General features: G+C 45.1%; 16 protein-coding genes and 1 riboswitch. Of the genes, 11 read left to right on the top strand and 5 right to left on the bottom strand.

Features of this window, described 5'->3' with window-relative positions; translation table 11 throughout:
- Window positions 1-184 precede the first annotated feature (184 nt).
- Window positions 185-3,658 carry an exodeoxyribonuclease V subunit gamma gene (gene recC, locus KIO97_RS17535; protein WP_285383589.1) on the bottom strand — a complete coding sequence of 1,158 codons (3,474 nt, stop codon included), beginning with the start codon at window positions 3,656-3,658 and terminating at the stop codon, window positions 185-187.
- 367 nt (window positions 3,659-4,025) lie between these two features.
- Here recC and KIO97_RS17530 point away from each other — a divergent pair, with 367 nt between their 5' ends.
- Window positions 4,026-5,849: a DUF3413 domain-containing protein gene (locus tag KIO97_RS17530; RefSeq protein WP_285383554.1), complete on the top strand. Its 1,824-nt coding sequence runs from the start codon at window positions 4,026-4,028 to the stop codon at window positions 5,847-5,849.
- 254 nt (window positions 5,850-6,103) lie between these two features.
- Here KIO97_RS17530 and KIO97_RS17525 read toward each other — a convergent pair whose 3' ends face one another.
- On the bottom strand, window positions 6,104-7,078 hold the full coding sequence (locus KIO97_RS17525) for a TDT family transporter (RefSeq protein WP_005427325.1): 975 nt from the start codon (window positions 7,076-7,078) through the stop codon (window positions 6,104-6,106).
- A 112-nt stretch (window positions 7,079-7,190) separates the two neighbouring features.
- Here KIO97_RS17525 and KIO97_RS17520 point away from each other — a divergent pair, with 112 nt between their 5' ends.
- The 5 genes from KIO97_RS17520 to dapD all read left to right on the top strand — a co-directional run bounded on the left by KIO97_RS17520 (window position 7,191) and on the right by dapD (window position 11,992).
- The gene (locus KIO97_RS17520) at window positions 7,191-8,108 is read left to right on the top strand and encodes a LysR family transcriptional regulator (protein ID WP_005427361.1); all 918 of its coding nucleotides are present in this window, start codon (window positions 7,191-7,193) and stop codon (window positions 8,106-8,108) included.
- 165 nt (window positions 8,109-8,273) lie between these two features.
- A complete protein-coding gene (locus tag KIO97_RS17515) occupies window positions 8,274-8,573 on the top strand; it encodes a YebG family protein (RefSeq protein WP_005386503.1) in 300 nt (99 codons plus the stop codon).
- A 156-nt stretch (window positions 8,574-8,729) separates the two neighbouring features.
- Window positions 8,730-8,805: riboswitch (Fluoride riboswitch) on the top strand.
- A gap of 132 nt (window positions 8,806-8,937) precedes the next feature.
- Entirely contained in the window at window positions 8,938-9,630 is a 693-nt protein-coding gene (locus tag KIO97_RS17510; protein WP_005386501.1) for an iron-sulfur cluster assembly scaffold protein, read from the top strand.
- A 23-nt stretch (window positions 9,631-9,653) separates the two neighbouring features.
- Window positions 9,654-10,637: a GGGtGRT protein gene (locus KIO97_RS17505; protein WP_285383553.1), complete on the top strand. Its 984-nt coding sequence runs from the start codon at window positions 9,654-9,656 to the stop codon at window positions 10,635-10,637.
- A 323-nt stretch (window positions 10,638-10,960) separates the two neighbouring features.
- Window positions 10,961-11,992: a 2,3,4,5-tetrahydropyridine-2,6-dicarboxylate N-succinyltransferase gene (gene dapD, locus KIO97_RS17500; RefSeq protein ID WP_258494115.1), complete on the top strand. Its 1,032-nt coding sequence runs from the start codon at window positions 10,961-10,963 to the stop codon at window positions 11,990-11,992.
- A gap of 140 nt (window positions 11,993-12,132) precedes the next feature.
- Here the strand turns inward: dapD and glpQ are convergent, their stop codons facing one another.
- Together glpQ and glpT are read right to left on the bottom strand one after the other, a co-directional pair.
- Window positions 12,133-13,188, bottom strand: a complete 1,056-nt coding sequence (gene glpQ / locus KIO97_RS17495) for a glycerophosphodiester phosphodiesterase (RefSeq protein WP_285383552.1) — start codon at window positions 13,186-13,188, stop codon at window positions 12,133-12,135.
- A 54-nt stretch (window positions 13,189-13,242) separates the two neighbouring features.
- Window positions 13,243-14,610: a glycerol-3-phosphate transporter gene (gene glpT / locus KIO97_RS17490; RefSeq protein ID WP_285383551.1), complete on the bottom strand. Its 1,368-nt coding sequence runs from the start codon at window positions 14,608-14,610 to the stop codon at window positions 13,243-13,245.
- 873 nt (window positions 14,611-15,483) lie between these two features.
- Here glpT and KIO97_RS17485 point away from each other — a divergent pair.
- From KIO97_RS17485 to mltC, 5 genes are all read left to right on the top strand, one after another.
- A complete protein-coding gene (locus tag KIO97_RS17485) occupies window positions 15,484-16,338 on the top strand; it encodes an MIP/aquaporin family protein (RefSeq protein ID WP_005436583.1) in 855 nt (284 codons plus the stop codon).
- Window positions 16,339-16,396: 58 nt separating this feature from the next.
- Window positions 16,397-17,914, top strand: coding sequence for a glycerol kinase GlpK (glpK, locus tag KIO97_RS17480; RefSeq protein WP_045395220.1), 1,518 nt, complete (start codon window positions 16,397-16,399; stop codon window positions 17,912-17,914).
- Window positions 17,915-18,104: 190 nt separating this feature from the next.
- The gene (locus KIO97_RS17475) at window positions 18,105-18,896 is read left to right on the top strand and encodes a DeoR/GlpR family transcriptional regulator (protein ID WP_038892196.1); all 792 of its coding nucleotides are present in this window, start codon (window positions 18,105-18,107) and stop codon (window positions 18,894-18,896) included.
- A 179-nt stretch (window positions 18,897-19,075) separates the two neighbouring features.
- Window positions 19,076-20,635 carry a glycerol-3-phosphate dehydrogenase gene (gene glpD, locus KIO97_RS17470; RefSeq protein ID WP_285383550.1) on the top strand — a complete coding sequence of 520 codons (1,560 nt, stop codon included), beginning with the start codon at window positions 19,076-19,078 and terminating at the stop codon, window positions 20,633-20,635.
- A 178-nt stretch (window positions 20,636-20,813) separates the two neighbouring features.
- Window positions 20,814-21,929: a membrane-bound lytic murein transglycosylase MltC gene (gene mltC, locus KIO97_RS17465; protein ID WP_285383549.1), complete on the top strand. Its 1,116-nt coding sequence runs from the start codon at window positions 20,814-20,816 to the stop codon at window positions 21,927-21,929.
- Between the two features lie 66 nt (window positions 21,930-21,995).
- On the opposite strand, the gene KIO97_RS17460 is transcribed toward mltC, so the two are convergent.
- On the bottom strand, window positions 21,996-23,594 hold the full coding sequence (locus KIO97_RS17460) for a hypothetical protein (protein ID WP_285383548.1): 1,599 nt from the start codon (window positions 23,592-23,594) through the stop codon (window positions 21,996-21,998).
- Window positions 23,595-23,786 lie beyond the last annotated feature (192 nt).

The following is a 23,786-nucleotide window of genomic DNA, read 5'->3' as shown; positions in this document are numbered from 1 at the left end:
TATGCGCGTCACGAGATGAGCACTGATAACAGATCAATCACTTTAACGTATTGATAAATGATCAGGCTAAACACTCAAACGAATCATGGTCCCTCTGACCTTGTGGCCGTACAGCGAACGCCCTACAAAAAATAATGATTTTCTGGCGGCCACCCTACTCTCTTCTTTATCTAAATAATCCAACTTACTTTTCATCATCGGCATCCATCGCCGCCAGTCTTGCGCCTTGAAGAACCAATGCGGTCAGCATGCGAACTTCTGCTGCAAGCTCGTCATTCCAAGTAGACCAAATACGCGAAATATACGCATTGTTTCCTTCGCCTGGGCTCATGTAACCATCATTGAATGCATCCGCCATTTTCTTCAGCGATTTCTCTTCGTCATCAGCCCAGTGGCCACGACTAAAGCCCGCCTCGACACACGCCAGTGCTGTTTTCGGGAAATATGGCAATGGCTTGGTCATGCCTTCAAAAAACAGACGTACTAATTCAGCAAGAAATTGTTTCGCGTGCTCAGCATCTGCCATTGCTGGGTAAACTAAATGTACCGCGCCTTCCTTTCGGTCATAACCGATAACGTGGGTCTTTCTAGCGTGACCCGAGGCAGACATAGCAAGATGATCAATCCATGCAGCAAGGTAATCCTGCGCACGAATTTTACCGCTGCGGTAGCGAATCAAACCGGACTGATAGCATTGAGTTAACCAACCGGTTAGACGGATGTTTTTTCCTTCACCAAGCACATCGAAGGTAAGGTCGATTTCTAAATCGTCTTGCGGTGCGCCGAATAAAAACGCCAACTTATCCACCAGCTCTTCTGCTTGCACGCGGTTGGTTTCAAACTCGATATCACCAAATGCCCCAACCGGTAATTTGCCTTGCGCGCGTTGCTCACTCATAAAGTTTTTGAGCACGTCTGCTTTTGCAGACGGTTGAGCAATGGCGGTTTCGAGCAAGGTTTCCAGTAGCTCATCACGCATTTGATAACTTTCTAAACCGCCTAACACGAATGGCTCATCGTCTTCCATCACAGGCAATGGCGGCTCGAACATCACTTTCAAACGACGGTTAAAGAAATACTGCACAGGCAAACGCCAGAAGCGTTGTAATTCCACCAAGTCCAACTCAATTGGGAAGGTTGCGCCAAGTAAGTAATCATCTAATGCGCGGTTAAACTCGCCACGCGCATGACCTTGCGATTGATTGCTTTGGGTCAACGCAGCTGGAATCCACTCTTTGGCATAGCTTGAATGAGAACCTTGGAATGCGCTTGGGCTGAATGGCACCATGGCATGTACGTTCACTAACTCGTTGAGTAGTTTATCTCCGGAGTCATCGACAGGCTGGTCTTGATCGCCATCTAAGCAGTAGTTCTGATGGCAATATTCCATTAACTCTGACACCAGCACAGACGGCACGCGCTCAGTGTTGTCTTGGATAGAACGCCCAACGTAACTGATGTACAAACTTTGCTGTGCAGACAGCACGGCTTCTAAGAATAGGTAACGGTCATCGTCTCGACGTGAACGGTCGCCCGGTTTAGTGCGCCCTGTCATTAAGTCAAAACCTTCTGGTGGCATTGAGCGCGGGTAAACACCATCGTTCATACCCAGTAGACACACGGTTCTAAATGGGATCGAACGCATCGGCATCAGAGTACAGAAGTTCACTTGTCCGGCAAGGAAGCGCTGGCTGACCCGTGTTCCTGACAGCTTGTTTTGTAGATACTGGCTAACAATAGAAGGCGACAAGGCATCATCAAATGCCGCATCGGTTAGCTGTTCTTTCAGTTGGCTTAAGGTATCTCGAATCGACTTAAGCGCCATTTCCCCTTCTAGCTCAACGGAGAAGAAGTCATCCAGCATCGCCACCAAGGTTTCACGCCATGCATCAATCGACTGAACATGTGAAAGTTTGCGGCGATATTGGCTAATTTGTTGAATAAAGTGAGCTAACTTACCAGCAAGTTCTGCGCCCATACCTTGTACTTCATTGTATGGCGAGAGGCTACCCTCTTGCGCTTCAAACAAACCAGCAGATTCTGGCATCGCGTAGCCTAATAACATACGCTGGATACCAAATTGCCATGTGTTTTGGCGTGTCTCTGGCAGTTCAAATTCGCTGCCGGTATGGCTATCTAGCCCCCAGCGAATGCCGGATTCTTCCACCCATTGTTTAGCTTGAAGGAAATCATCTTCGCTTAAGTCGAATCGCTTCAAAATCGCCGGCGTTTCTAACAGCTCAAGTAATTCAGAAGCCAAGCAACGTGTATTCGGTAAATTAACAAGTTGCATGAAAGCCGCCAAAATTGGGCTTTCTTGATCGGCCGTTCGGTCTGAAATCGAGTAAGGAATAAATCGCTCACCCGGCGCATTGCCGAATACCGCCTGAATCGCAGGGCTGTAGGCATTAATGTCTGCCACCATGACAATAATATCGCGCGGTTTCAGTGTTGGATCAGCATCGAACATCGCCAGAAGCTGGTCGTGTAGCACTTCCACTTCTCGCATTGGGCTATGGCAAGAGTGCAAGCCCAAAGATTTATCACCCAAACTCACTACTTTTTTGTGCTGGCTGCTGTCGATTTGCTCATCGTCTTGGTGCTCTTCTAGATTAAGAATATCTGCTTGAAGTTGATGGAGCAGACTGTCGCGCTCGACATCAACAAAAGCTTCTATCTCATGGGATTCAAGCTGCGACAACAGATACATGTTATCGCGTCCAAGTTTGCCCATCGAAGCCAACAAACTGTTACCCACCACATCGGTGTGCAGCTCATCAATCACGTTTTCTTCTAGTGAACCTTTTAACTGCTCAGTCTCACCTTGCACTTCAGAATGGTCTTCTTGCCACACCACGTGCTGACGATGTTTTGCTGCTAAGCGAGCTAGGAATTTACGGTCGCGTACCTCACCCCAGTAATAACGACAAGGGTTGGTAAACATCAAGTGCACATCAATGTGTTCACCAATGGCTTTGAGCGCATCCATGTAACGTGGCGGCAGTGAAGAGATACCAAACACAAACAGACGCTTCGGCAGATGGTCAAAGTTGCCGTTGAAGTTTTCGAGCGTATCAATGAAGTGTTCGTACAAATTGGCACGATGATAAGGCGATTGCCCAAGAGTAACCGTGTGATCGTACAATGCTTGCCACAAAACCGGTTGCCATGGATGCTCATCCTCAAGTTCGGGCACCATTTGTCCTGCTTCCCAGCTTGCAATCCATTCTGGGCGATACACCAAATAGCCATCGAAGATATCAGCAATTTTCTCTGCCAACTGATACAGCTTGGAGTTGTCAGTGTCGTCTTGAAGATAACGAGCCAAAGGTTCGAATGACGCTTCGTTGAGCAAGCCCGGAAGCAAGTGCATCAGCTTCCACGTCATGGCTTCTTTGTTGAAGGCACTGCGCTTTGGCACATCAGCCAATACTTGGGTAAACATTTCCCAAATGAAAGTCGCTGGCAGCGGAAACTCTAAGTTTGCTGCAACACCAAACTCTTTCGCCAATTCCATTTTTAACCACTGAGACATACCCGGGCTTTGCACCAGGATTTGCTCTTTTTCGAATGGGTTTTCTAATGGGTTGATGCGAATCAGTTCAACAAGAAGTGATTTGAGAACATCGACCTGATTGGAGTGATAGACAGTAAACAACGTAAGTGCACCGAGCGCCAATGGAAACTGCTAGCAAGCTTAGCACAGCCGCATATATTCCTAGAGCGATCTCGATAGCTTAAATAACAAAAGGTTAGAGAACACCCGAACTCTGCGCAAATAACCAGCAACTGACATTTGTAAGTCACGTCTTACATGCAAATACAAAACGTGACATCAATCACAACTATTTCATGATAAAAAACACTGTTTTATAATTAACGCAAATATTTACAACAATACCCATCAAATTGAATATTGAGTGGAAAGCGAAGAACCGCGGGGTTCAAATCGTTTTGATGTCACGCTAAACCACACTTTGTTCTTGATTTGATAGGGATGAGAAAAGCACTGGAATACCACAACTATGTTGCGCAAATTTTCTTCAAATGGCGCTTGGCTGATTGCATTTTTTGCTTGCTTTGCGCTTTATCTGTCGATCGCTTGTTACCCATTTTTGCTGTCAAACAACCAAGTAGGACCGCTCACCTTTCTGCAAGAATATTATTTACTTGCCACACAATTTGGCTGGTTGGGTTTAATTGCTCTTCCGCTGATGTTGGGTTGTTTATTGCTGTCCTTTTTGCCGACGCGCATGTTCAAAGTCGTTGTGATCACCATTGCCATCGCACTCTTGATCATGTTGAAAACCGATATCCTCGTTTTCCAGCAATACAAACTGCACATCAATGGCCTGTTGATCCGCATGTTCTTCGAAGGCGGTCGCGACGTATTTGAAATATCTTGGATGAGTTGGCTAATTTTTATTAGCGATATTGCACTGCTCGCCATTGGTTTGGCATTCACTGTTTGGTTAGCCAATAAACTGGCTCAGAGCCGAGCAAAGTTCGTGATCGTGGCAGTTTGGTTTGGCTTGTTGCTGAGTACTCAGGTTATCCACGCCTATAAGAACGCGCTCTATGACGACGAAGTCAGCCAGTTCTCGAACAACTGGCCTCTTTACTACCCGTTAACGGCACGTAATTTTATCTATCGCCATCACTTGGTGGATGAAAATATGGCCTCACAAAACCGAGTGGAGCTAAAGAATATTGAAAGCAGTTCACTGAACTACCCACTCGCCCCTGTAAATGTAGAGGCGAAAGACAAGCAACCGAATGTGTTATTCATCTTGATTGATGCGTGGCGCTACAGCGATGCAACACCAGAAATCATGCCAAATGTCAGCAAGTTCACCGAAAAAACGGTCAACTTCTCTCAACACATGAGCGGTGGCAACTCTACTCAAGCGGGCATTTTTAGCTTGTTCTACAGCTTACCTGCAACTTACTGGGACAGCTTTTATGCGAGCCAAAAATCCCCTGTATTCATGGATACCTTGCAAAGCCAAGGCTATCGAATGGGTATTTTTGGTTCGGCTTCCTTAACGAGTCCTCCACTATCACGCACAGTGTTCAAAAAGGTAGAGGATTTAACCATCAAACGAGAAGGTAAAGGCCAGATAGAGCGAGACAGAGAAATCACCGATGAATTTCTCGAGTTTCAAAGACAGGATAGCGACCAGCCATACTTTAGCTTCTTGTTTTACGATTCTGCTCATGGCACCAGTTTTCCAGAACCTGAATTCGCTAAGTTCAAACCTTATTGGGAGCGCGTCGATCATATTCTTCTGAACAACGATTTTGACGCCTCGCTTTACCATAATCGCTATAAAAACTCGTTGTATTTCATCGACAGCTTGATTGCAAAAGTGCTCAGAAATGTCGACTTGGAGAACACTATTGTGGTGATCACTTCCGACCATGGTGAGGAATTTAACGATCATAAGATGAACTACTGGGGTCACACGGGTAACTACAGTGGCACTCAAGTGCATGTGCCACTGTACCTTTATCTTCCGGATCATCAGCCGGAGCAGATCAACTACCGCACCACACACTATGACATTGTGCCTACTCTAATGAACGAGCTATTCGACGTTAAAGGCAACACACAATCGTATAGCGTAGGAAGAGACCTATTTGATAATTTTGTTCCACGTGATTGGTTCATTGCGGGCAGTTATTACAACTACGCGCTGGTAGGGAAAGAAACCATGTTAGTGGTAAACCCTGGCGGGCACTCTCAACAAGTCAATAATCAACTGAAAGTGGATAAGGAACATCAAGTACCAGTGAACGTGATTCAAGATTCTCTCGATGAAATGTCACGTTTCTATAAAAAAGGATAAGAAATACGCACGCCCATCAGGCAAGTAGGCATAACAGAGGAGAGTAAATTTCGAATTGCCATCTTCTACTGAGCCACTCTGGTTACAATGTCTGCGGTTACTAAAGTTTGATGTATTAAAATTGTATCTAATTTTCCGCCACCCTATTTGGGTGGCATTTTTTTATCTTCAGATAGGCTTTAGAACCCACCCTACCGATACAAAAAAAGCCTCTTGGCGAGAGAGACCAAGAGACTTTGCTTTACGAGTAAGACTTATGCGTGATGTGTTGTCACTAAACGCGGTTGAATCAGTAAGTTATTGATGTATTGCAAACCTACGTAAGTCACCACAATCGTTGCCACAATCAATTCGATACCTGCTAGACCGCGAACTTGTTGTACATAGTGCGCTGCTAGACCATTTGCTTCCATCCAATTTGCTGTTTTGAACAGAGCTGTCGCACCAATCACCATTGGGAAGGTAAACGCTGCGTAACCTGGGCTAAATGGCAGTCTTAGCAATTTAAAGAAGGCTAAGTAGATGATGGCTGTCATCAATACCGCGATACCAAATAACAGAGCAATAATCACTGGCGAAGGCGTCGCTGTTACAGTTAGGTAACCAGCCAACGATAGGCTCGCTGGTGCCGCCATGATTGCCATGGTTGGTTTTGCTGCATCTGGAATTTCATGGGTGAACATGAAACGGTAGATCATCATTGGCAACATCACCGCGTAAGCCACCATACCGAAGACCAACGCACCGTGTGCAATTGGTGCAAGCACTGGGTTACCAGAAAAAGACACGTCTGCAACGATAATACCCACTGGTGGTACGAACCAGCTTGGCACCATGTGGTGTAGTTCGAAGTCTTTCGCACGGTGGTATAAGAAGCTCACTAGGAACACGATATGTAGAGCTACCGCCACTAACCAAAGCACGTCACCTGCAACAGGGAAAAAGTGCCCTAATGAGTTTGAAACCACCATGGTTCCCATCGCGAAAGTCGGAACGACACTACCCACCACAGGGTGCGCAAGATCTTGTCTCAACAAATGATTGTGAAAAAGAAACTTAATCGCCAAGATTGCTAATAATACGCTTGCAATACCCGCGCTAATCCACTGTCCATAGCCATTTAATTCGGCGAAGTTTTCCCAACTCCAACCTAAGCTCGCAATACCAAGAGCCAGACCCGCCATTGGGGTTGGTGCTCCCATTACTTTTGCTTTTGTTCTTTGAATCATTACGACCTCAAAATCTAGGCTAACTTTCTATGGGGTGTATATTACTCTTGCACTTCGTTCCAATATATCTAATTATTTAAAACTAACGTTCAGATAAACTTAACGGAATATCATGCCTAGTCATATCTCTCTTAAACAACTGAAAGTTTTTACTACGATCACTCAGCACAAAACGCTAACTGCGGCTTCGGAAAGCCTGTTTCTTTCTAAGGCGGCCGTGAGTATGGCGCTGTCTGAGTTAGAGAAACAAATTGGTCATCACCTATTTGACCGGGTGAACAACCGCTTAATTCTCAACCAAGAAGGACAAAAACTTTTGCCCCTCGCGGATGAACTCCTCAACCGAGCTCGGGATATTGAGAGTGTGTTCGATGGCGACCAAACCTTATCAGGGCTGCTTCGCATCGGTGCCAGTGACACCATCGGCAACCAAGTTGCACCTTACCTATTAAGTGATTTTCGTGATGAAACGAATCACCAGTCGCAGAGTTTATTCATCTCTAACTCTGCCCAGATTTGTGACATGTTGATCGCGTACGAACTCGACATCGCGCTCATTGAGGGCAAGACCATACACCCAGAGTTGGAATCAACGCAATTCAGTGAAGACGAAATGTGTGTGATTTGTCCGCCGGACTACCCTAACTTCGATGAAGGTCCTATCAGCCTAAACGAGCTCGAAGACACGGAATGGATTCTGCGTGAGGCGGGTTCTGGCTCTCGAGAGTTCTTTATGCGCGCCATCGCTCCGCGTCTAGAACACTGGCATGAGGCTTTTCAGCTCAATACAACAGAAGCGCTGATCAATTCGGTATCTGCTGGGCTGGGTTTAGGTTGTTTATCACGCCTATCTGCAGAACCTGCAATTCGAGATGGTCGTGTGAAAATGCTCAACATGCCACTGGATATGAAGCGTCGCTTCTGGCTTTTGATCCACAAAGAGAAGTATCAAAACCCGCTCCTGCGTACATTCATTGAATTCTGCCAAGATTGGGAGCGACCAGAGAACCCACACCTTAAAGATGGCTAGTTCGAGATGGGTCGTTCACGGGAGATAGTTCAAGGCAGATAGTTCAAATGCTGGTCACTTAGTTGTACACGGCTCTCATTCTGAGGCTTGTCGCTAGACTTAATTGGTCAAAAACTGTATAAAAAGCCAGTATAAAATTTAACAAATTAACTTAGAGGACCAACCATGGCTGTAATCGTCAAGTACGTGGTAGAACGCAATGGAGAAGAGAAAATGACTTTTACCTCTAAAGCGGAAGCTGACGCATACGACAAAATGCTGGATATGGCGGACGAGTTATTCTCACTGCTAGGTAAGAGTGAACTTCTAGAAGACGAAGGTAAGCAAGAAGATCTTGCAATGTACCTTGCGCAAAACAAAGAAGAAGTGCTTTACGCTCTGGGTGCAAAACGTAAACCTGCACCAAAAAAAGCAAAGAAGCTTGAAGCTGTTGAAGAAGATAGCGAACAAGAAGACGCTGCATAAGCCTCTCATTTGTTTCGAAAAAACGTCGCATTATGCGGCGTTTTTTTATGCCATTCATCTATCGCCATATATCTCTAGCAATATAAAGAACCGATTTAATATCCCAAATTACTCTAAATTTCATGTTGCAGATTAGTGTGACTTAGATCTACTCTAAACGCACACGGTGATGGGGTGCCACCAGAATCGAAAGATTCAAACCGCTTTTACAGCTGATGACTCCTACAGAAACGAGAACAGGTAAGCCCTGTTGGAAACGCTTTTGCCTCCAGCGTAAAAGTAAGAGTTCTGTAGTGAGCAAATCAACTCTCCTCCAACCCCGCTCCTGTTTTCTCAAGACATAAAAATACACTGGGAAAACATTATGCAATATTCACACGAAATCCAATCAATGTGCCCGATTCAACGTGGCGATCTTCATGCATCTGCACCGATCCCTGTTGAAGGCGCAATGATCAATCCAAAAGACGTTATCGCGATTTCTGGTCTTAGTCACGGCGTTGGTGCTTGCGCTCCTCAACAAGGTGCAGCAAAACTGACCCTCAACGTTAAAAACGGCATCATCGAAGAAGCTTTGATCGAGACGATCGGCTGTTCAGGTATGACTCAATCAGCCGCAATGGCCGCAGAAATCCTAACAGGCAAAACTATTCTGGAAGCACTGAATACCGACTTGGTATGTGATGCTATCAACGTCGCGATGCGCGAAATCTTCCTTCAATTTGTTTACGGTCGTACTCAATCTGCTTTCTCTGAAGGCGGCTTGGAAATTGGTGCGGCATTGGAAGACCTTGGTCAAACTCAACGCAGCCAAGTGGGTACTAGCTACTCAACTAAAGCAAAAGGCGTGCGTTACATGGAGCTGGCTGAAGGCTACGTAACAAAACTCGCGTTAGACGAAAACAAAGAAGTGATTGGTTACCAATATCTCAACCTAGGCAAGATGATGAAAGCCATCAACGAAGGCGTATCTGCTGCAGAAGCCGCAGACAAAGCAACGGGGACTTACGGTCGTTTTGACGAAGCCGTAACGACCATCAACCCACGCCAACAATAATTGCCACCAAGAGGAAAGAGATTATGAACACTCCAATTACTGAATCTGTACGTCGCACATTAGACGAAATGCAACTTTCTTCTCTGGAAGCGGCTTACCAATACTGTATGGATCGTGGTATCGACCCTAAAGCACTAGTGATGGACACTCAACCTATCGCGTTTGAAAGCGCTGCCGATGCCTACACACTGGGCACCGCTTTGGCGATTTTCCGCGGAGCAAAAACAGCAGAAGAAGCTGCAAACATCATCGGTGAAGGTCTTCAGGCGTGCACTAAACCCGGCAGCGTGGCAGAGCAACGCCAAGTGGGTATCGGTCATGGTGCATTGGCGGCTCGCCTACTGAATGAAGAAAGTGGCTGTTTTGCTTTCCTTGCTGGTCATGAGTCATTCGCAGCGGCAGAAGGCGCAATCAAAATCGCATTGAGCGTCAACAAATCACGCAAAAATCCGTTGAAAGTGATCCTAAATGGCTTGGGTAAAGACGCCGCTTACCTAATCTCACGCATCAATGGTTTTACTTACGTACGCACTCAATACAACTACCAAACTGGTGAGTTAGTGGAAGTAGAACGTCGCCGATTCTCCCAAGGTCCACGTGGTGAGATCCTTTGTTACGGTGCAGATGATGTACGTGAAGGCGTAGCTATCATGCACAAAGAACAAGTGGATGTGAGCATCACTGGCAACTCAACCAACCCGACTCGCTTCCAACACCCTGTAGCAGGCATCTACAAAGCAGAACGTAACCGTGAAGGCATGCCTTACTTCTCAGTTGCATCAGGTGGTGGTACTGGTCGTACTCTACACCCAGATAACGTGGCGGCTGGTCCTGCTTCTTACGGTATGACCGATACCATGGGTCGCATGCACGCCGATGCACAATTCGCGGGTAGCTCTTCAGTACCTGCACACGTAGCGATGATGGGCTTCATCGGTATGGGCAACAATCCAATGGTAGGAGCAACGGTTGCACTTGCAGTAGAGGTCGGTGAGCTAAGCCTCTAAGTCGATTTATCGCTTTACTATCCAAAGCCAGTAAATCCAACAAACCCAGTGTAGGGGGAGTGACTTCGGTCCTCCCCTTATTTTTTGCTACGCCCCTTTTCCAACTTCACTTCGTATTTACCCCAAATCGGTCTGAGAAGGCTTTTGCGACACATTTCTCATCAGACAAATATATCTCTAAAAAGACAAAAGGTATCCATCTACAGACTTTCTCCATTTCCCCTCTTTAAACTCCCCAACACTCTCTTTATGATGGCTGACAACTTAATTATTTCTTGTCAGTGAACAGACGAGACACAAGACTCAACACATGGAGATCAACTATGGCTTTCTTCTCTCTAGCCTTTGGTACGGCAACTAAAAACCGCGACGGCAAAATCATCGAAGCGTTTTTCCCAAACCCAGTTCTAAACCCAAGCGAAGCGCTTGTTAACGCACTAGCAGCAGTAGCAGGTTACGAGCAAGGCAACCAAGCTATCGAGATCTCTGCAGCACAAAGCGCAGAACTGGCAGCAGCATTTGAAGCAAGCGGCGATGCAGCAAACGCATCTTTCGCAGCAAAAGCAGCAGAATCAGCACAGCCACTTGTACTGGTTATTCTTGCCACTGACGAGCAACCACAAAGCGTTGCTGAAGGTTTCCTAAAACTTCAACTTATCTCTAACCGCCTAGTTCAACCACACGGCACGGTACTAGACGGCATCTTCGGTCTACTACACAACATCGCATGGACTAACGAAGGTCCAATCGACCTACCTGAACTAGCAGAGCGTCAAATCGAAGCTCGCCTAGCGGGTCGTGCACTAAGCGTAGATTGCGTAGACAAGTTCCCTAAAATGGTGGACTACGTGGTACCAACTGGCGTTCGTATCGCTGACACTTCTCGTGTACGTCTTGGCGCACACGTTGGCGAAGGCACAACGGTAATGCACGAAGGCTTCATCAACTTCAACGCGGGTACAACTGGCGTGAGCATGGTTGAAGGTCGTATCTCTGCTGGCGTAGTGGTTGGTAACGGCTCTGACATCGGCGGCGGCGCATCTATCATGGGTACGCTATCTGGCGGCGGTAAAGTTGTGGTTTCTATCGGTGAAAACTCTCTACTAGGCGCAAACGCAGGCCTTGGCTTCCCAATGGGTGACCGTTGTACTATCGAATCAGGTCTGTACGTAACTGCTGGTTCTAAAGTGCGCATGCTAGATTCTGCTGGCCAAGAAGTTGAAGTAGTGAAAGCACGCGATCTTGCTGGTGTGTCTGACCTACTGTTCCGTCGTAACTCTGTAACAGGTCAAATCGAGTGTCTTGCAAACAAGAGCGCGGTTGAACTGAACAGCGAACTGCATAAAAACAACTAATTCATTCGTGAATTAGCCCTACGAAAAATCCCCCAGCAGGAAACTGTTGGGGGATTTTTTATTGCCTGATAGAGGGCACATTGTTACGACATGGCGTGTGACGTAATACTGAGCGTTTCAAACACTCAGTTTTTAGAACTTTACTTGTTCAGAAAGTTCACCGCTTTATCAGGGAAGTCAGTAAACAAACCATCCACTTTCACCTGATTGTAGAAGATGTCCATCATGCCATCGAAGCTGTCGGTGTAAGCAGGAATACGCCCTGGGTCCGCGCGGAAAGTATAAGGATGAACTTGCAAACCTGCGTCTTTTGCTGCTTTCATCAAAGGTTTGATGATGATGTTATCCTTAGTTGATTTGTCATCCACCAACATTGGCTTCCAAGGACCAATTCCTTCCGCGTATTGTGCAACCTTCTTCATTCCATTGGCTTCAAACATCCAGTCATAACTGTATGGTGTTGCCTTGTCGCCTTTGTACTCCATGGTTTCGTTCCAATCGGTGTAAGCCATCAGCTGAACGAGCTTTAAATCCATGTCCATTGCAGGCATGAGCTCACTGTTGATGCGTTGAAGTTCATTCGCATCAAAACACTGAAGGTATACTTTGTCGTCTTGCGAATCGTAACCGTACTGTTTTAGAACGTTAAGCACCGCTTTTGAGATGTCTTTGCCTTCATGACGATGGAACCACGGCGCTTTAATTTCTGGGTAAATACCGATGTCATAGCCCAGTGTTTTGTTTAAGCCTTGGATCAGCTCAATCTCTTCAGCAAAGGTAGGGACGGTGAAGTCTGATTTCCACATTGGGAATCGAGTCGGGTAACCAGCTACCTTGTCACCCTTATCATTGATTTTGAAGCCTTCTGTCACGCGCAGTGATTTGATTTCTGCCAACGTAAAATCAATCGCGTAGTAACGGCCATCTTTACGAGCTCGATCTGGAAAACGCTCAGCTACATCGGTCACGCGATCGAGATAGTGGTCATGTAGCACGACCAATTGATCGTCTTTGGTCATCACCACATCTTGCTCGATGTAATCTGGTTTCATTGCGTACGCAAGGGCTTTGGCTTCCAATGTATGTTCGGGTAAGTAACCGGATGCGCCGCGGTGAGCGATAACAAGGGGCTGGGCAATAGCTCCGGCAGATAGGCTACACGCCAAAAAAGTAATGCATACTGACTTTATTTTCATTGTTATTTCCTTAACTTATTTGAAGGGGCAGTATTCCACTGCCCCTTTAAGGTTTTATGACGCCAATGCTTCTTTCTCACGCGCTTGTTGTTCGTGGTGAGCACGCTCACCAAGAAATGCGTAAGTCAAACAAACTATGGACGTGATGCATGAACCGATAAGGATGATAAAGCCGCCATCCCAACCAAAGTGGTCTACGGTGTAGCCAAGAATCGCGTTTGCCGCAACTGCACCGCCTAAGTAACCAAATAGACCCGTTAGACCCGCAGCCGTACCTGCCGCTTTCTTCGGAGCAAGCTCCAATGCGTATAGACCAATCAACATTACCGGACCGTAAATCAAGAAGCCGATTGCAACCAGCGCCATCATGTCTACTGCTGGATTACCTGCAGGGTTGAACCAGTAAACCAACACGGCTACGGTTACCAACGCCATAAACAGAATACCGGCAGGAGCACGACGACCTTTAAACAGTTTGTCTGAAATCCAACCGCACAATAGCGTCCCTGGGATGCCCGCCCACTCGTATAGGAAGTAAGCCCAAGAAGATTTATCAACCGAGAAATCCTTTGCTTCTTTCAGGTATACCGGCGCCCAGTCCAGCACACCGTAGCGGATCAGGTAAACAAACGCGTTCGCAATCGCGATTGACCACAACAACTTATTAGAAAAGACATATTTGAAGAAGATTTCCTTCGCCGTCATTTCTTTTTCGTGTGACTTGTCGTAATCATCAGGGTAGTCGTCTTTGTACTCTTCAATTGGTGGAAGACCACAAGACTGCGGTGTATCTCTTACCGTGAACCAAATAAAGACAGCAACGAGCGTGGCAAAAAATGCAGGAACATAGAAAGCGGTGCGCCAATCGTCGTTAAATGCCCAAAGGCCAAGAATGAACATAGGACCAATCAAACCGCCACCTACGTTATGTGCTACGTTCCAAACCGACACTATCTCGCCACGTTCTTTGCGCGACCACCAGTGAACCATGGTTCTACCACAGGCAGGCCATCCCATACCTTGGAACCAACCGTTTAGGAACAATAGAATAAACATTGCGGTAATGCTGCCAGTCGCCCAAGGCATAAAGCCGAAGCAGAACATCACAAGCGCTGACATTAATAGACCGCCACTTAAAAAGTAACGAGGGTTAGAGCGGTCAGAAACACTGCCCATTAAGAATTTTGATAAACCATAAGCAATAGATACTGCAGCTAAGGCAACACCTAGATCACCACGGCTAAAGCCTTGTTCAATTAGGTAAGGCATCGCCAAGCTGAAGTTTTTGCGGACCAGATAGTAGCCTGCATAACCAACAAAAATGCCGATAAAGAGTTGCCAACGTAAGCGAGAATAGGTGCTATCGATCTTGTCGGACGACAAGCGATCAATGTGCGCCTTGGGTTTGAATATTCCAAACATAGGAACCTCATAATTATATTGAGCGATGGTAAGGAGTCTTAAATCGCGAACGAGCAAAAAGGAGTTTCGTTCGAAAGTGGATGCATTTTATGAAATTCGATTTTTATTTCTGTGATAAATGTTGCATAAGAATTAAATTTCAGTAAATACAGAAAATTAGAGACTTTAAATTAGACTGCGCTTCCACTTTCCCCAAATTTCGTTACTGTTCACATACAACATTAAATGCGCAAACGAACAAATTAACCGCAGTTTTAAGCAAACCAAGCACTCAAACAACCACAGGATTAGGATAAAAGGTTGAGTTTGAGCAACTTGGACACGTTAACCGCCAGTCATCAAGGCTAAATACGTGGTGTTGCCACAATGTCATTCCATTAACAAATGAGGTTGATATCGCTCTCCCACTCACTAAAGCTCATTGAGGCATGTTTTCGAAGTTAATGTTCATTCACCAACCCTAAGGAAGGCTCCCTTCTCTTAGCCGTGTATGAAAGCAGAGTATCGAGTCAATAAATATCAGCAATCCCTTATCATTATTAGTGTTAGCTAGCTCTTTAGGGTTAGTTTTCGACCAATCATCTGAGCAATTTACCACCATTCACGAAGCAGCTTCACAAAACTCCTCTTACCAGTTTGTGCATTGATTTTCACATCGGTAGTTTTAAGCCGAAAAGTCGAAGTCGAAGCTTCTAAATCGTTTTATCGAGTTTCCTTTTTGAGCAAAAGATGCGTCAATTAACAAAAACGAAGAGTTTGATTAACAAATTTATGCTCAAACGCTCACTTTTAACGCTCGTTTGTTTTCGCAAACGTTTATATATGCACAATAGAACCGTGCTAGATAAGCATAAATATTAAAGGACTCTTAACATGACAACGAACAAACACCCCTCACTGCTCGGAGAATGTTTGGCCGAGTTTATCGGTACAGGATTACTTATCTTTTTTGGCGTAGGCTGTGTTGCTGCACTTGTGTTGACCGGAGCTCAATTTGGTCAATGGGAAATCAGTATTGTATGGGGCTTTGGCGTCGCCATCGCTATTTACTGTACTGCGGGCGTATCCGGTGCACACATCAACCCTGCCGTAACTATCGCACTGGCGATGTTCCATGGATTTGATAAGGCGAAAGTAGTGCCTTATATCATTGCGCAAATGCTCGGTGCATTTTGCTCTGCCGCTTTGGTTTACAGCTTGTACAGTAACCTGTTTACGGATTACGAAATCGCACACAACTTCGTTCGTAGCAGCCAAGACGCATTAGCCACAGCGGGCATTTTCTCGACTTACCCACATGCTTCTCTCTCTTTCTTTGGCGCTTTTGCTGTGGAATTCGTGATTACTGCAGTGCTAATGTTTGCCATTCTTGCTCTTGGTGATGAGAACAACGGCGCACCTCGCGGCGCGATGAACCCATTACTTATCGGTATTCTCATTGCGGTTATCGGTGGTTCTTTAGGCCCACTTACTGGCTTTGCGATGAACCCTGCTCGTGACTTCGGCCCTAAACTGTTTGCTTACTTTGCAGGCTGGGATTACGCACTGACTGGTGCACGTGAAATCCCATACTTTATTGTTCCAATTCTTGCTCCTATCGCAGGTGCTTGCTTCGGTGGTTGGTTGTACCCGAAAGCGATTGCTGCATATCTGCCACAACAAGGTCATGGCTGTACTATCCCTAACCAGTGCGAGACTGAAGAAGAAGCAGAACAAGCTCAAGCTTAAAACCAACTCATTCGAACATTTACTAAAATATAAATAACGAAACAAAAGGATTCTTACCATGACTGAGCAAAAATACATTGTTGCCCTAGACCAAGGTACGACAAGCTCTCGTGCTGTCATTCTGGATCATGACGCGAATATCGTAAGCGTCGCTCAGCGAGAATTTACTCAGATTTATCCAGAGGCTGGTTGGGTTGAACATGACCCAATGGAAATCTGGGCAACTCAAAGCTCTACTTTGGTTGAAGCACTTGCAAAAACCGGTATCCGTAGCGACCAACTTGTTGGTATCGGTATTACCAACCAACGTGAAACCACAATTGTATGGAACAAAGAAACAGGCAAGCCGGTTTACAACGCGATCGTGTGGCAATGTCGCCGTACTGCCGATATTTGTGAAGAATTAAAAGCGCGCGGACTAGAAGATTACGTTCGCGACAATACCGGTCTGGTTCTAGACCCTTACTTCTCTGGTACAAAAGTGAAGTGGATTCTAGATAACGTTGAAGGCGCACGCGAAGATGCTGAAGCAGGCAAACTGCTGTTCGGTACTGTTGACACTTGGCTGGTTTGGAAGATGACTCAAGGCCGCGTTCACGTAACAGATTACACTAACGCATCTCGTACCATGCTCTTCAACATCAATGACCTATGCTGGGATCAGAAAATGCTGGATGAGATGGGCATCCCAGCGTCGATGATGCCTGAAGTCAAACGCTCATCAGAAATCTACGGCCAAACCAACATTGGTGGTAAAGGCGGTACTCGTATTCCAATCGCGGGTATTGCAGGTGACCAACAAGCTGCGCTTTACGGTCAGATGTGTGTTGAAGCTGGTCAAGCGAAGAACACCTACGGTACAGGTTGTTTCTTGTTGATGAACACAGGTCAAGAGAAGGTCACATCGAAAAATGGTCTGTTGACCACGCTAGCGTGCGGTCCAAAAGGCGAGCCGGCTTATGCCCTTGAGGGTGCAGTGTTCATGGGTGGCGCTTCAATTCAATGGCTACGTGATGAAATGAAGATTCTGGCTGGCGCTGAAGATTCAGAATACTTTGCGACCAAAGTAGATACTTCAAATGGTGTTTACGTTGTTCCTGCGTTTACTGGTCTGGGCGCACCATATTGGGATGCTTATGCTCGCGGTACGATTGTCGGTCTAACTCGTGGCGTAAACTCTAACCACATTATCCGTGCAACTTTGGAAGGCATCGCTTACCAAACTCGTGATGTGCTAGATGCAATGCAAGCAGACTCGGGCATCAAGCTCGCGAACCTTCGTGTAGATGGCGGCGCAGTAGCGAACAACTTCCTGATGCAGTTCCAATCTGATGTTCTTAATACCGAAGTTCACCGTCCTCAAGTAACTGAAGTAACCGCTTTGGGTGCAGCCTACCTAGCCGGTCTAGCGGTGGGTTTCTGGAATAGTATTGATGAACTGCAAGACAAAGCAGTGCTCGATCGCACATTCGAACCACACGATGATGAAGAGAAACGTAACCGTCGTTATAAAGGTTGGAAGCGCGCAGTTAAGTGTGCTCAAACCTGGTCTGAGCTTCACGATGAAGACGATTAATTTCTGATAAACGATTAGTTTCCCCCTGATTAATCGTAAAGAGCGCCGAGTTGGCGCTCTTTTTTTGCGTTCGATCGCGGATTCCCGACTCCCACAGCTTCTCACAATGCGCCAATTCGAGCACAATAGAGCAAGTTTCTATTTTCGATTTTGAAGCATTGGCGATTACCAGTGCACAAGGGAGTGCTAAGTGAAGCAAATACCAAGACACCAACAGATTGTTGAGTTGGTGAAAAAACAAGGCTATGTCAGCACGGATGAGCTGGTAGAAAAATTTAATGTTAGTCCTCAAACTATTCGCCGCGACCTAAACGACCTCGCAGATGAAAACAAAATTCGTCGCTACCACGGTGGTGCAACCATTCCTCTCAGTTCAGAGAATACCTCATACAACACGCGTAAAGCGCTTAACTTCAATGAAAAAGATGTCATTGCGGAAGAACTCGTAAAACACATTCCAGATGGCGCAACCTTGTTTATTGATATTGGCACTACTCCAGAAGCCGTCGCTCGAGCGCTCAATAAAAACCACAAACAGCTTCGCGTGGTGACCAATAACATTAATGTTGCCACCATTCTTTTACCGAACCCGGAAATCAAAGTGATTTTAGCGGGTGGTGAAGTTCGCAACCGAGACGGCGGCATTGTCGGTGAAGCGACACTCGATTTCGTCAAACAATTCCGCCTCGACTTCGGTATTTTAGGCATCAGTGGTATCGATTTTGATGGCTCACTACTGGACTTTGATTACCACGAAGTTCGCGTTAAACAGGCGATTATCGATAACAGCCGCAGCGTGTTCCTTGCCGTTGACCATTCGAAGTTTGGTCGTAATGCGATGGTGAAACTGGGCAATATCGCGCAATTGAACATGGTATTCACAAACAAACAACCACCAGAAGAGATTCTCGCGATTCTAAAAGAAGCCGCAGTTCCGCTCGAAGTAGTTGATACACAAATAGAAAGAGTCGCAGCCGAATAGCGTTTTCACTCACTATTTACGCGTATAAATGACCTCTGTCTTAATTAGGCAGAGGTTTTTTTGTGCCCAAATCACACAAAACGCTCATAAACGAAAATAAATAATGACCACAAACGAAACCTAAGCTAGGATAAACTCATGTTCTAAAATGCTCGTTCGCTCACCAAGAGGTCAAATTTATGAGTATCCAACAAAATGCTTCCACGACGAATTCATCCCCTACTCTAGATATGATCGTGATCGGCGGCGGCATTAACGGGGCTGGTATTGCTGCTGATGCTGCTGGCCGTGGTTTAAGCGTCGGTTTGTACGAAGCTAACGACTTCGCATCGGCAACCTCTTCTGCAAGTTCAAAACTGATCCACGGTGGATTACGTTACCTTGAACACTATGAATTTCGTTTGGTTTCGGAAGCGCTCGCTGAACGTGAAGTGATCTTACGTAAAGCACCACATATCGCATGGCCTATGCGTTTCCGTTTACCTCATCGCCCATTTTTACGCCCAGCTTGGATGATCCGCTGTGGTTTGTTCCTTTACGATAACTTGGGTAAACGAACCACTCTTCCAGGCAGTAAAACTGTCAACCTTGCAAAATCAGGCCTTTTAAAACCTGAAATGAAAACTGGTTTCGAATACTCAGATTGCTGGGTAGATGACGCACGCTTAGTGTTGTTGAACGTTCTGGCGGCTAAAGAGAATAACGCAGAAGTTCGCAACTACTGCCGCGTAGAAAAAGCACACCGTGAAGGCGGTATTTGGCATGTCACTATTCATGACGTCACCACAGACCAACGTTTCGAACGCAAAGCGAAGGCCCTAGTGAACGCCGCAGGTCCATGGGTGAAACAATTCTTTGATGAAGGATTAGATCAAACTTCTCCTCGTAACATTCGTTTGATCAAAGGCTCACACATCGTTGTTCCTCGTATCCATGACGAGCCACAAGCCTACATCCTACAAAACAAAGATAACCGCATTGTGTTTATGATCCCTTACTTAGATAAGTTCTCGATCATCGGTACAACGGATGTAGAATACAAAGGCGACCCTCGCAAAGTGTCTATTTCAGAGGAAGAAGTCGATTATCTAATCGACGTCGTCAATCAGCATTTCGTCCAGCAATTAAACAAGGATGATGTTGTGTGGTCGTTCAGCGGTGTGCGTCCGCTGTGTGATGATGAGTCTGACTCACCACAAGCCATCACACGCGATTACACTCTAGAGCTGGATGCTGAATACGATCAAGCACCGTTACTTTCTGTATTTGGCGGTAAACTCACGACTTACCGTAAGCTTGGTGAGGCAGCCCTCAATAAACTTGCTCCTTTCCTACCTGAAATGGGTAAAGACTGGACGGCAAACCAAACGCTTCCTGGCGGTAACTTCAGTTGTAGCCGTGAGCAGCTAGTGAAGATGATTCATGCGAAATACTCATGGGCGTCAGAAGCGATGTTGCTGCGCTATGTGACTCAGTTTGGTACCCAAACTTGGGACCTGATGGAAGGCACTAACAGCGTAGAAGATCTTGGTCATTGCTTCTCAGAGCAAGCAAGCGGCGTATATCAACGTGAAATTGATTACTTGATGAATCACGAAATGGCGCTAACCGATGAAGACATCTTATGGCGTCGTACAAAACTTGGTTTATACATGAACGAAGAGGAGAAAATCGCACTGGCAGAATATCTACAAGAGAAGCTGCAACAGAAAGTCGTTAGCCTCTCACAAGTAAGTTAAATTGGACTCTCCTAATACAAAGCCTGCACCCCGCAGGCTTTTTCTTTTTCCGGTGAACACTCAGCATCAAACGCTTCTATCGAAAGCACAAAAAGTTTTAATTTCAGGCAATTAGCACTCTTACTTATTATTTTCTTCAGTCGGCAATTGCCCTCACCTCTAATTAAATCGGTATCCGATGAAGAAATCGCTAATCCTGAGCTTACTCCTTCTCGGTGGTTGTTCTGTAGCTCCCGAAGAGACACCACCATGCGCATGTGATGACTACGTTCCTCCCTACGTAAAACCGCCAAGCGCGTCGAACGAAGATAACATCAAACAGTTACTGGCTTACATTGCTCAAAAAGCCAAAGATCGCTGGGGTGAAGATGAGTTCGTTGAAGCAGGCAAACACCGTTACGTGAAGTACCTTGATGGCTACAACACCCGAGCACACATCGACTTCGAAACGGGTAAGATCTATGTTTCGACGATTTCTCAGTACCAGCCAAGGGAGAAGCTGCAAAAAGCCATTGTTCAAACTCTGCTAATGCCTGCCGATCCAGCTCATGCAGAATTGTTTAGTGACAAAGAAGCGGTATTGCGTGGTAAGCCTTTCTTATTAGGACAGGTTCTCGATCACGATGGAAAGCCGATTGAATGGGAATGGCGCGCTAATCGCTACGCGGACTACCTGCTCGACAATAAACTGCAGAAGAAAGCCATTAAACGTGGCAATGCTTATTATGTCGAAATCAACATGGTGAAAGATCACCTAGAGCAGCGAGAATACCAGTACGCAGGCTTGGTACGTGATGCAGCTAAACGATATGGCTTGCCTGAAGATCTAATCTTCGCCGTGATCAAAACCGAAAGTAGTTTTAACCCTTATGCGGTTTCTCATGCTGGCGCTTACGGCTTAATGCAAGTGATCCCAAAAACCGCCGGTGCTGATGTATTTAATTTGGTGAAAAACAAACCGGGTATTCCAACCAAAGAGTACTTGTTCGATCCTGCCAATAACATCGATACAGGAGCAGCATATTTCTATATATTGAAAAATCGCTATCTAAGAGATGTGAAACATCCTACCTCGAAACACTTTAGTATGATTTCAGCCTATAACGGCGGCACTGGTGGCGTGCTTTCTACCTTCGATAGTGACCGAAAACGCGCGATGAATGAGCTTAACAGCCTTAACCCGACTCAGGTTTATGATGCGTTAACCACTCAACACCCAAAAGGGGAAGCAAGACGCTACCTACAGAAGGTGCTGTATTTCCAAAAAGACTTCAGTGAAGGGAATATAATATAAAAATAACAACATCACGATAGCTAAAAACTATCGTGATGTTGTTTACAAAGCTGCTGAATAAAAGTTTTAGTTTGGTCGAACTTCTACTAAATACTCAATTTTTCTAAAGTTACTCCAGTAAACACCCTTAAATTTTTTAAAAGTGTCAATTTTTTGGGTTTTGAGCGAAGGAGTCTTAGATGCACTTTCAGATAAATCATTTCCTTTAATGACTAAGAATGGATGGCTAAAAGAACTTCTACTTCCCCAATCAATGGTTACAGTTTCCTCCCCAACCTTACGACCAGTGCCAAGTGGAAAACCATATCTTTTATCAAAAGCTACTCTAACTTTAACTGCGTTGCTTGGTATGGCTACTGTTTCAATAGCAAGAGCATGGGGGTTCCAGCTACCCGCTTTCGATACCTCTCTCCATACAGAGTAGCTCTCTTTCTCCAACTGATTACATCGCTGCCCTTGAAGCAGAGTACATTGAGCCTGATCAGGTGAAAAACAATTACTCCAACTTCTCGCCATCTCACACTTTCTATACATATCTTCATACTTATTGTTAGTTTGAACACACAATTGAGAATAAGACTGAGAAGGACAGCGAGGTGCGTATTCAAAGTCCATAAAATGATCCCACTTTTTCATTTTTTTTCCTATCGGACGATAGTCTAAAAATGTTTGCCAGTAGGATTTATTAGTTGGATTTAAATATTCAGACGTTTCATAACGAATTGGGCTAAGTACTTGACTATCATTTTCCTCAAATCGTACCAATTTATCTTTAAAGTTAAGGAGGTTGGAATCAGAAATTACAGTATTATCACCAACCACGTAGGCTTTGATCTTAAAGTTATAATCATTTTGGTAACGACGGTATTTTTCAATCGTAGACTGACTTGCAGAGCCCCCCACTAGCCCACCGTACGAAGCCGATATTTCCTTAGCAACTTCTTTCGATTTATTTAGCTCATTAGTTTTTGATTCAACTTGAATCAACACAGCAATCTCTTTTCCATAGATAGCACTGCTAATTACTGCATCCCCACATAAATTTCGGAAGTTAATTTTAGAAGCCTGACTTCCTGCCTGAAGAAGCGTTTGCGCTCTAGAACTTAACTCTGGCCATACTTCCGTTATTTTTTCTTTAGTTTGGTTTTTAATAGTAAACGCAACGGTTGTCGCATTACTTAGTTCTCTAAAGTCGCGAGTAATCTTCCTCTTATAGCTCGCGGAAGCAGAGAATTTACCCAAGCCTCCACCAACACTAGCTGAAGTATTCATCTCGAAAAACTCATTTATTTCAGTAGTATTGAGCACTACTTTTCCATCAACTACTTTAGAGAAGTTTGGCACCTCAACCGTCCCGCTTTGTGAGAGGCAGTTATAGTTGGTTGGTTCTTGAGATAAGATATTGAAACCGTAGTTAACGATATTATTTTCACTACTAGAGTTAGGCATCCTTGGAACTCTTACGCCTGCAGTATTATAAGATCTTTGATTGATCTTAGACGTTTTCTCTCCATAACTCTTAATTCTGTCTAGTTCATTATTATTTAGAACAGTAGTCTCTGCTTTCTCCCATAAGCTTATTAGCTCTCCAGACTCATTATTTGCATATACTCCATTAGCAAAAAAAGCAGATAATACTGATATGTATATTATTTTTTTATTCATAACATCTCTTTCTTGGTCTAAATACTTCACGCCAATCATATACATAAGAAGAATAAATAAAATTAAAAACAATAACTTATTTTATAAATTTATACCTGATCACATTCAGACCAAACAAAAAATACAGAAGCATCAATAAAAAATAATACAATATCCATTTTGTCATTATTATTAATTTTATTTCTGATTGTT

The organism is Vibrio sp. B181a (assembly GCF_030248375.1).
Taxonomy (GTDB): Bacteria; Pseudomonadota; Gammaproteobacteria; order Enterobacterales; family Vibrionaceae; genus Vibrio; species Vibrio campbellii.
Note: the sequence above shows the minus strand (reverse complement) of the source record. Positions and strands in the feature narration are given on the sequence as shown.

Excerpts from the sequence above, each read along its gene's own strand:
- KIO97_RS17485 (WP_005436583.1), top strand. The coding sequence starts at position 15,484 with ATGACAACGAACAAACACCCCTCACTGCTCGGAGAATGTTTGGCCGAG.
- KIO97_RS17505 (WP_285383553.1), top strand. The coding sequence starts at position 9,654 with ATGAACACTCCAATTACTGAATCTGTACGTCGCACATTAGACGAAATG.
- KIO97_RS17530 (WP_285383554.1), top strand. The coding sequence starts at position 4,026 with ATGTTGCGCAAATTTTCTTCAAATGGCGCTTGGCTGATTGCATTTTTT.
- KIO97_RS17460 (WP_285383548.1), bottom strand. The coding sequence starts at position 23,594 with ATGAATAAAAAAATAATATACATATCAGTATTATCTGCTTTTTTTGCT.
- glpD (WP_285383550.1), top strand. The coding sequence starts at position 19,076 with ATGAGTATCCAACAAAATGCTTCCACGACGAATTCATCCCCTACTCTA.
- glpK (WP_045395220.1), top strand. The coding sequence starts at position 16,397 with ATGACTGAGCAAAAATACATTGTTGCCCTAGACCAAGGTACGACAAGC.
- mltC (WP_285383549.1), top strand. The coding sequence starts at position 20,814 with ATGAAGAAATCGCTAATCCTGAGCTTACTCCTTCTCGGTGGTTGTTCT.
- KIO97_RS17520 (WP_005427361.1), top strand. The coding sequence starts at position 7,191 with ATGCCTAGTCATATCTCTCTTAAACAACTGAAAGTTTTTACTACGATC.
- glpQ (WP_285383552.1), bottom strand. The coding sequence starts at position 13,188 with ATGAAAATAAAGTCAGTATGCATTACTTTTTTGGCGTGTAGCCTATCT.
- KIO97_RS17510 (WP_005386501.1), top strand. The coding sequence starts at position 8,938 with ATGCAATATTCACACGAAATCCAATCAATGTGCCCGATTCAACGTGGC.
- glpT (WP_285383551.1), bottom strand. The coding sequence starts at position 14,610 with ATGTTTGGAATATTCAAACCCAAGGCGCACATTGATCGCTTGTCGTCC.
- KIO97_RS17525 (WP_005427325.1), bottom strand. The coding sequence starts at position 7,078 with ATGATTCAAAGAACAAAAGCAAAAGTAATGGGAGCACCAACCCCAATG.
- KIO97_RS17515 (WP_005386503.1), top strand. The coding sequence starts at position 8,274 with ATGGCTGTAATCGTCAAGTACGTGGTAGAACGCAATGGAGAAGAGAAA.
- dapD (WP_258494115.1), top strand. The coding sequence starts at position 10,961 with ATGGCTTTCTTCTCTCTAGCCTTTGGTACGGCAACTAAAAACCGCGAC.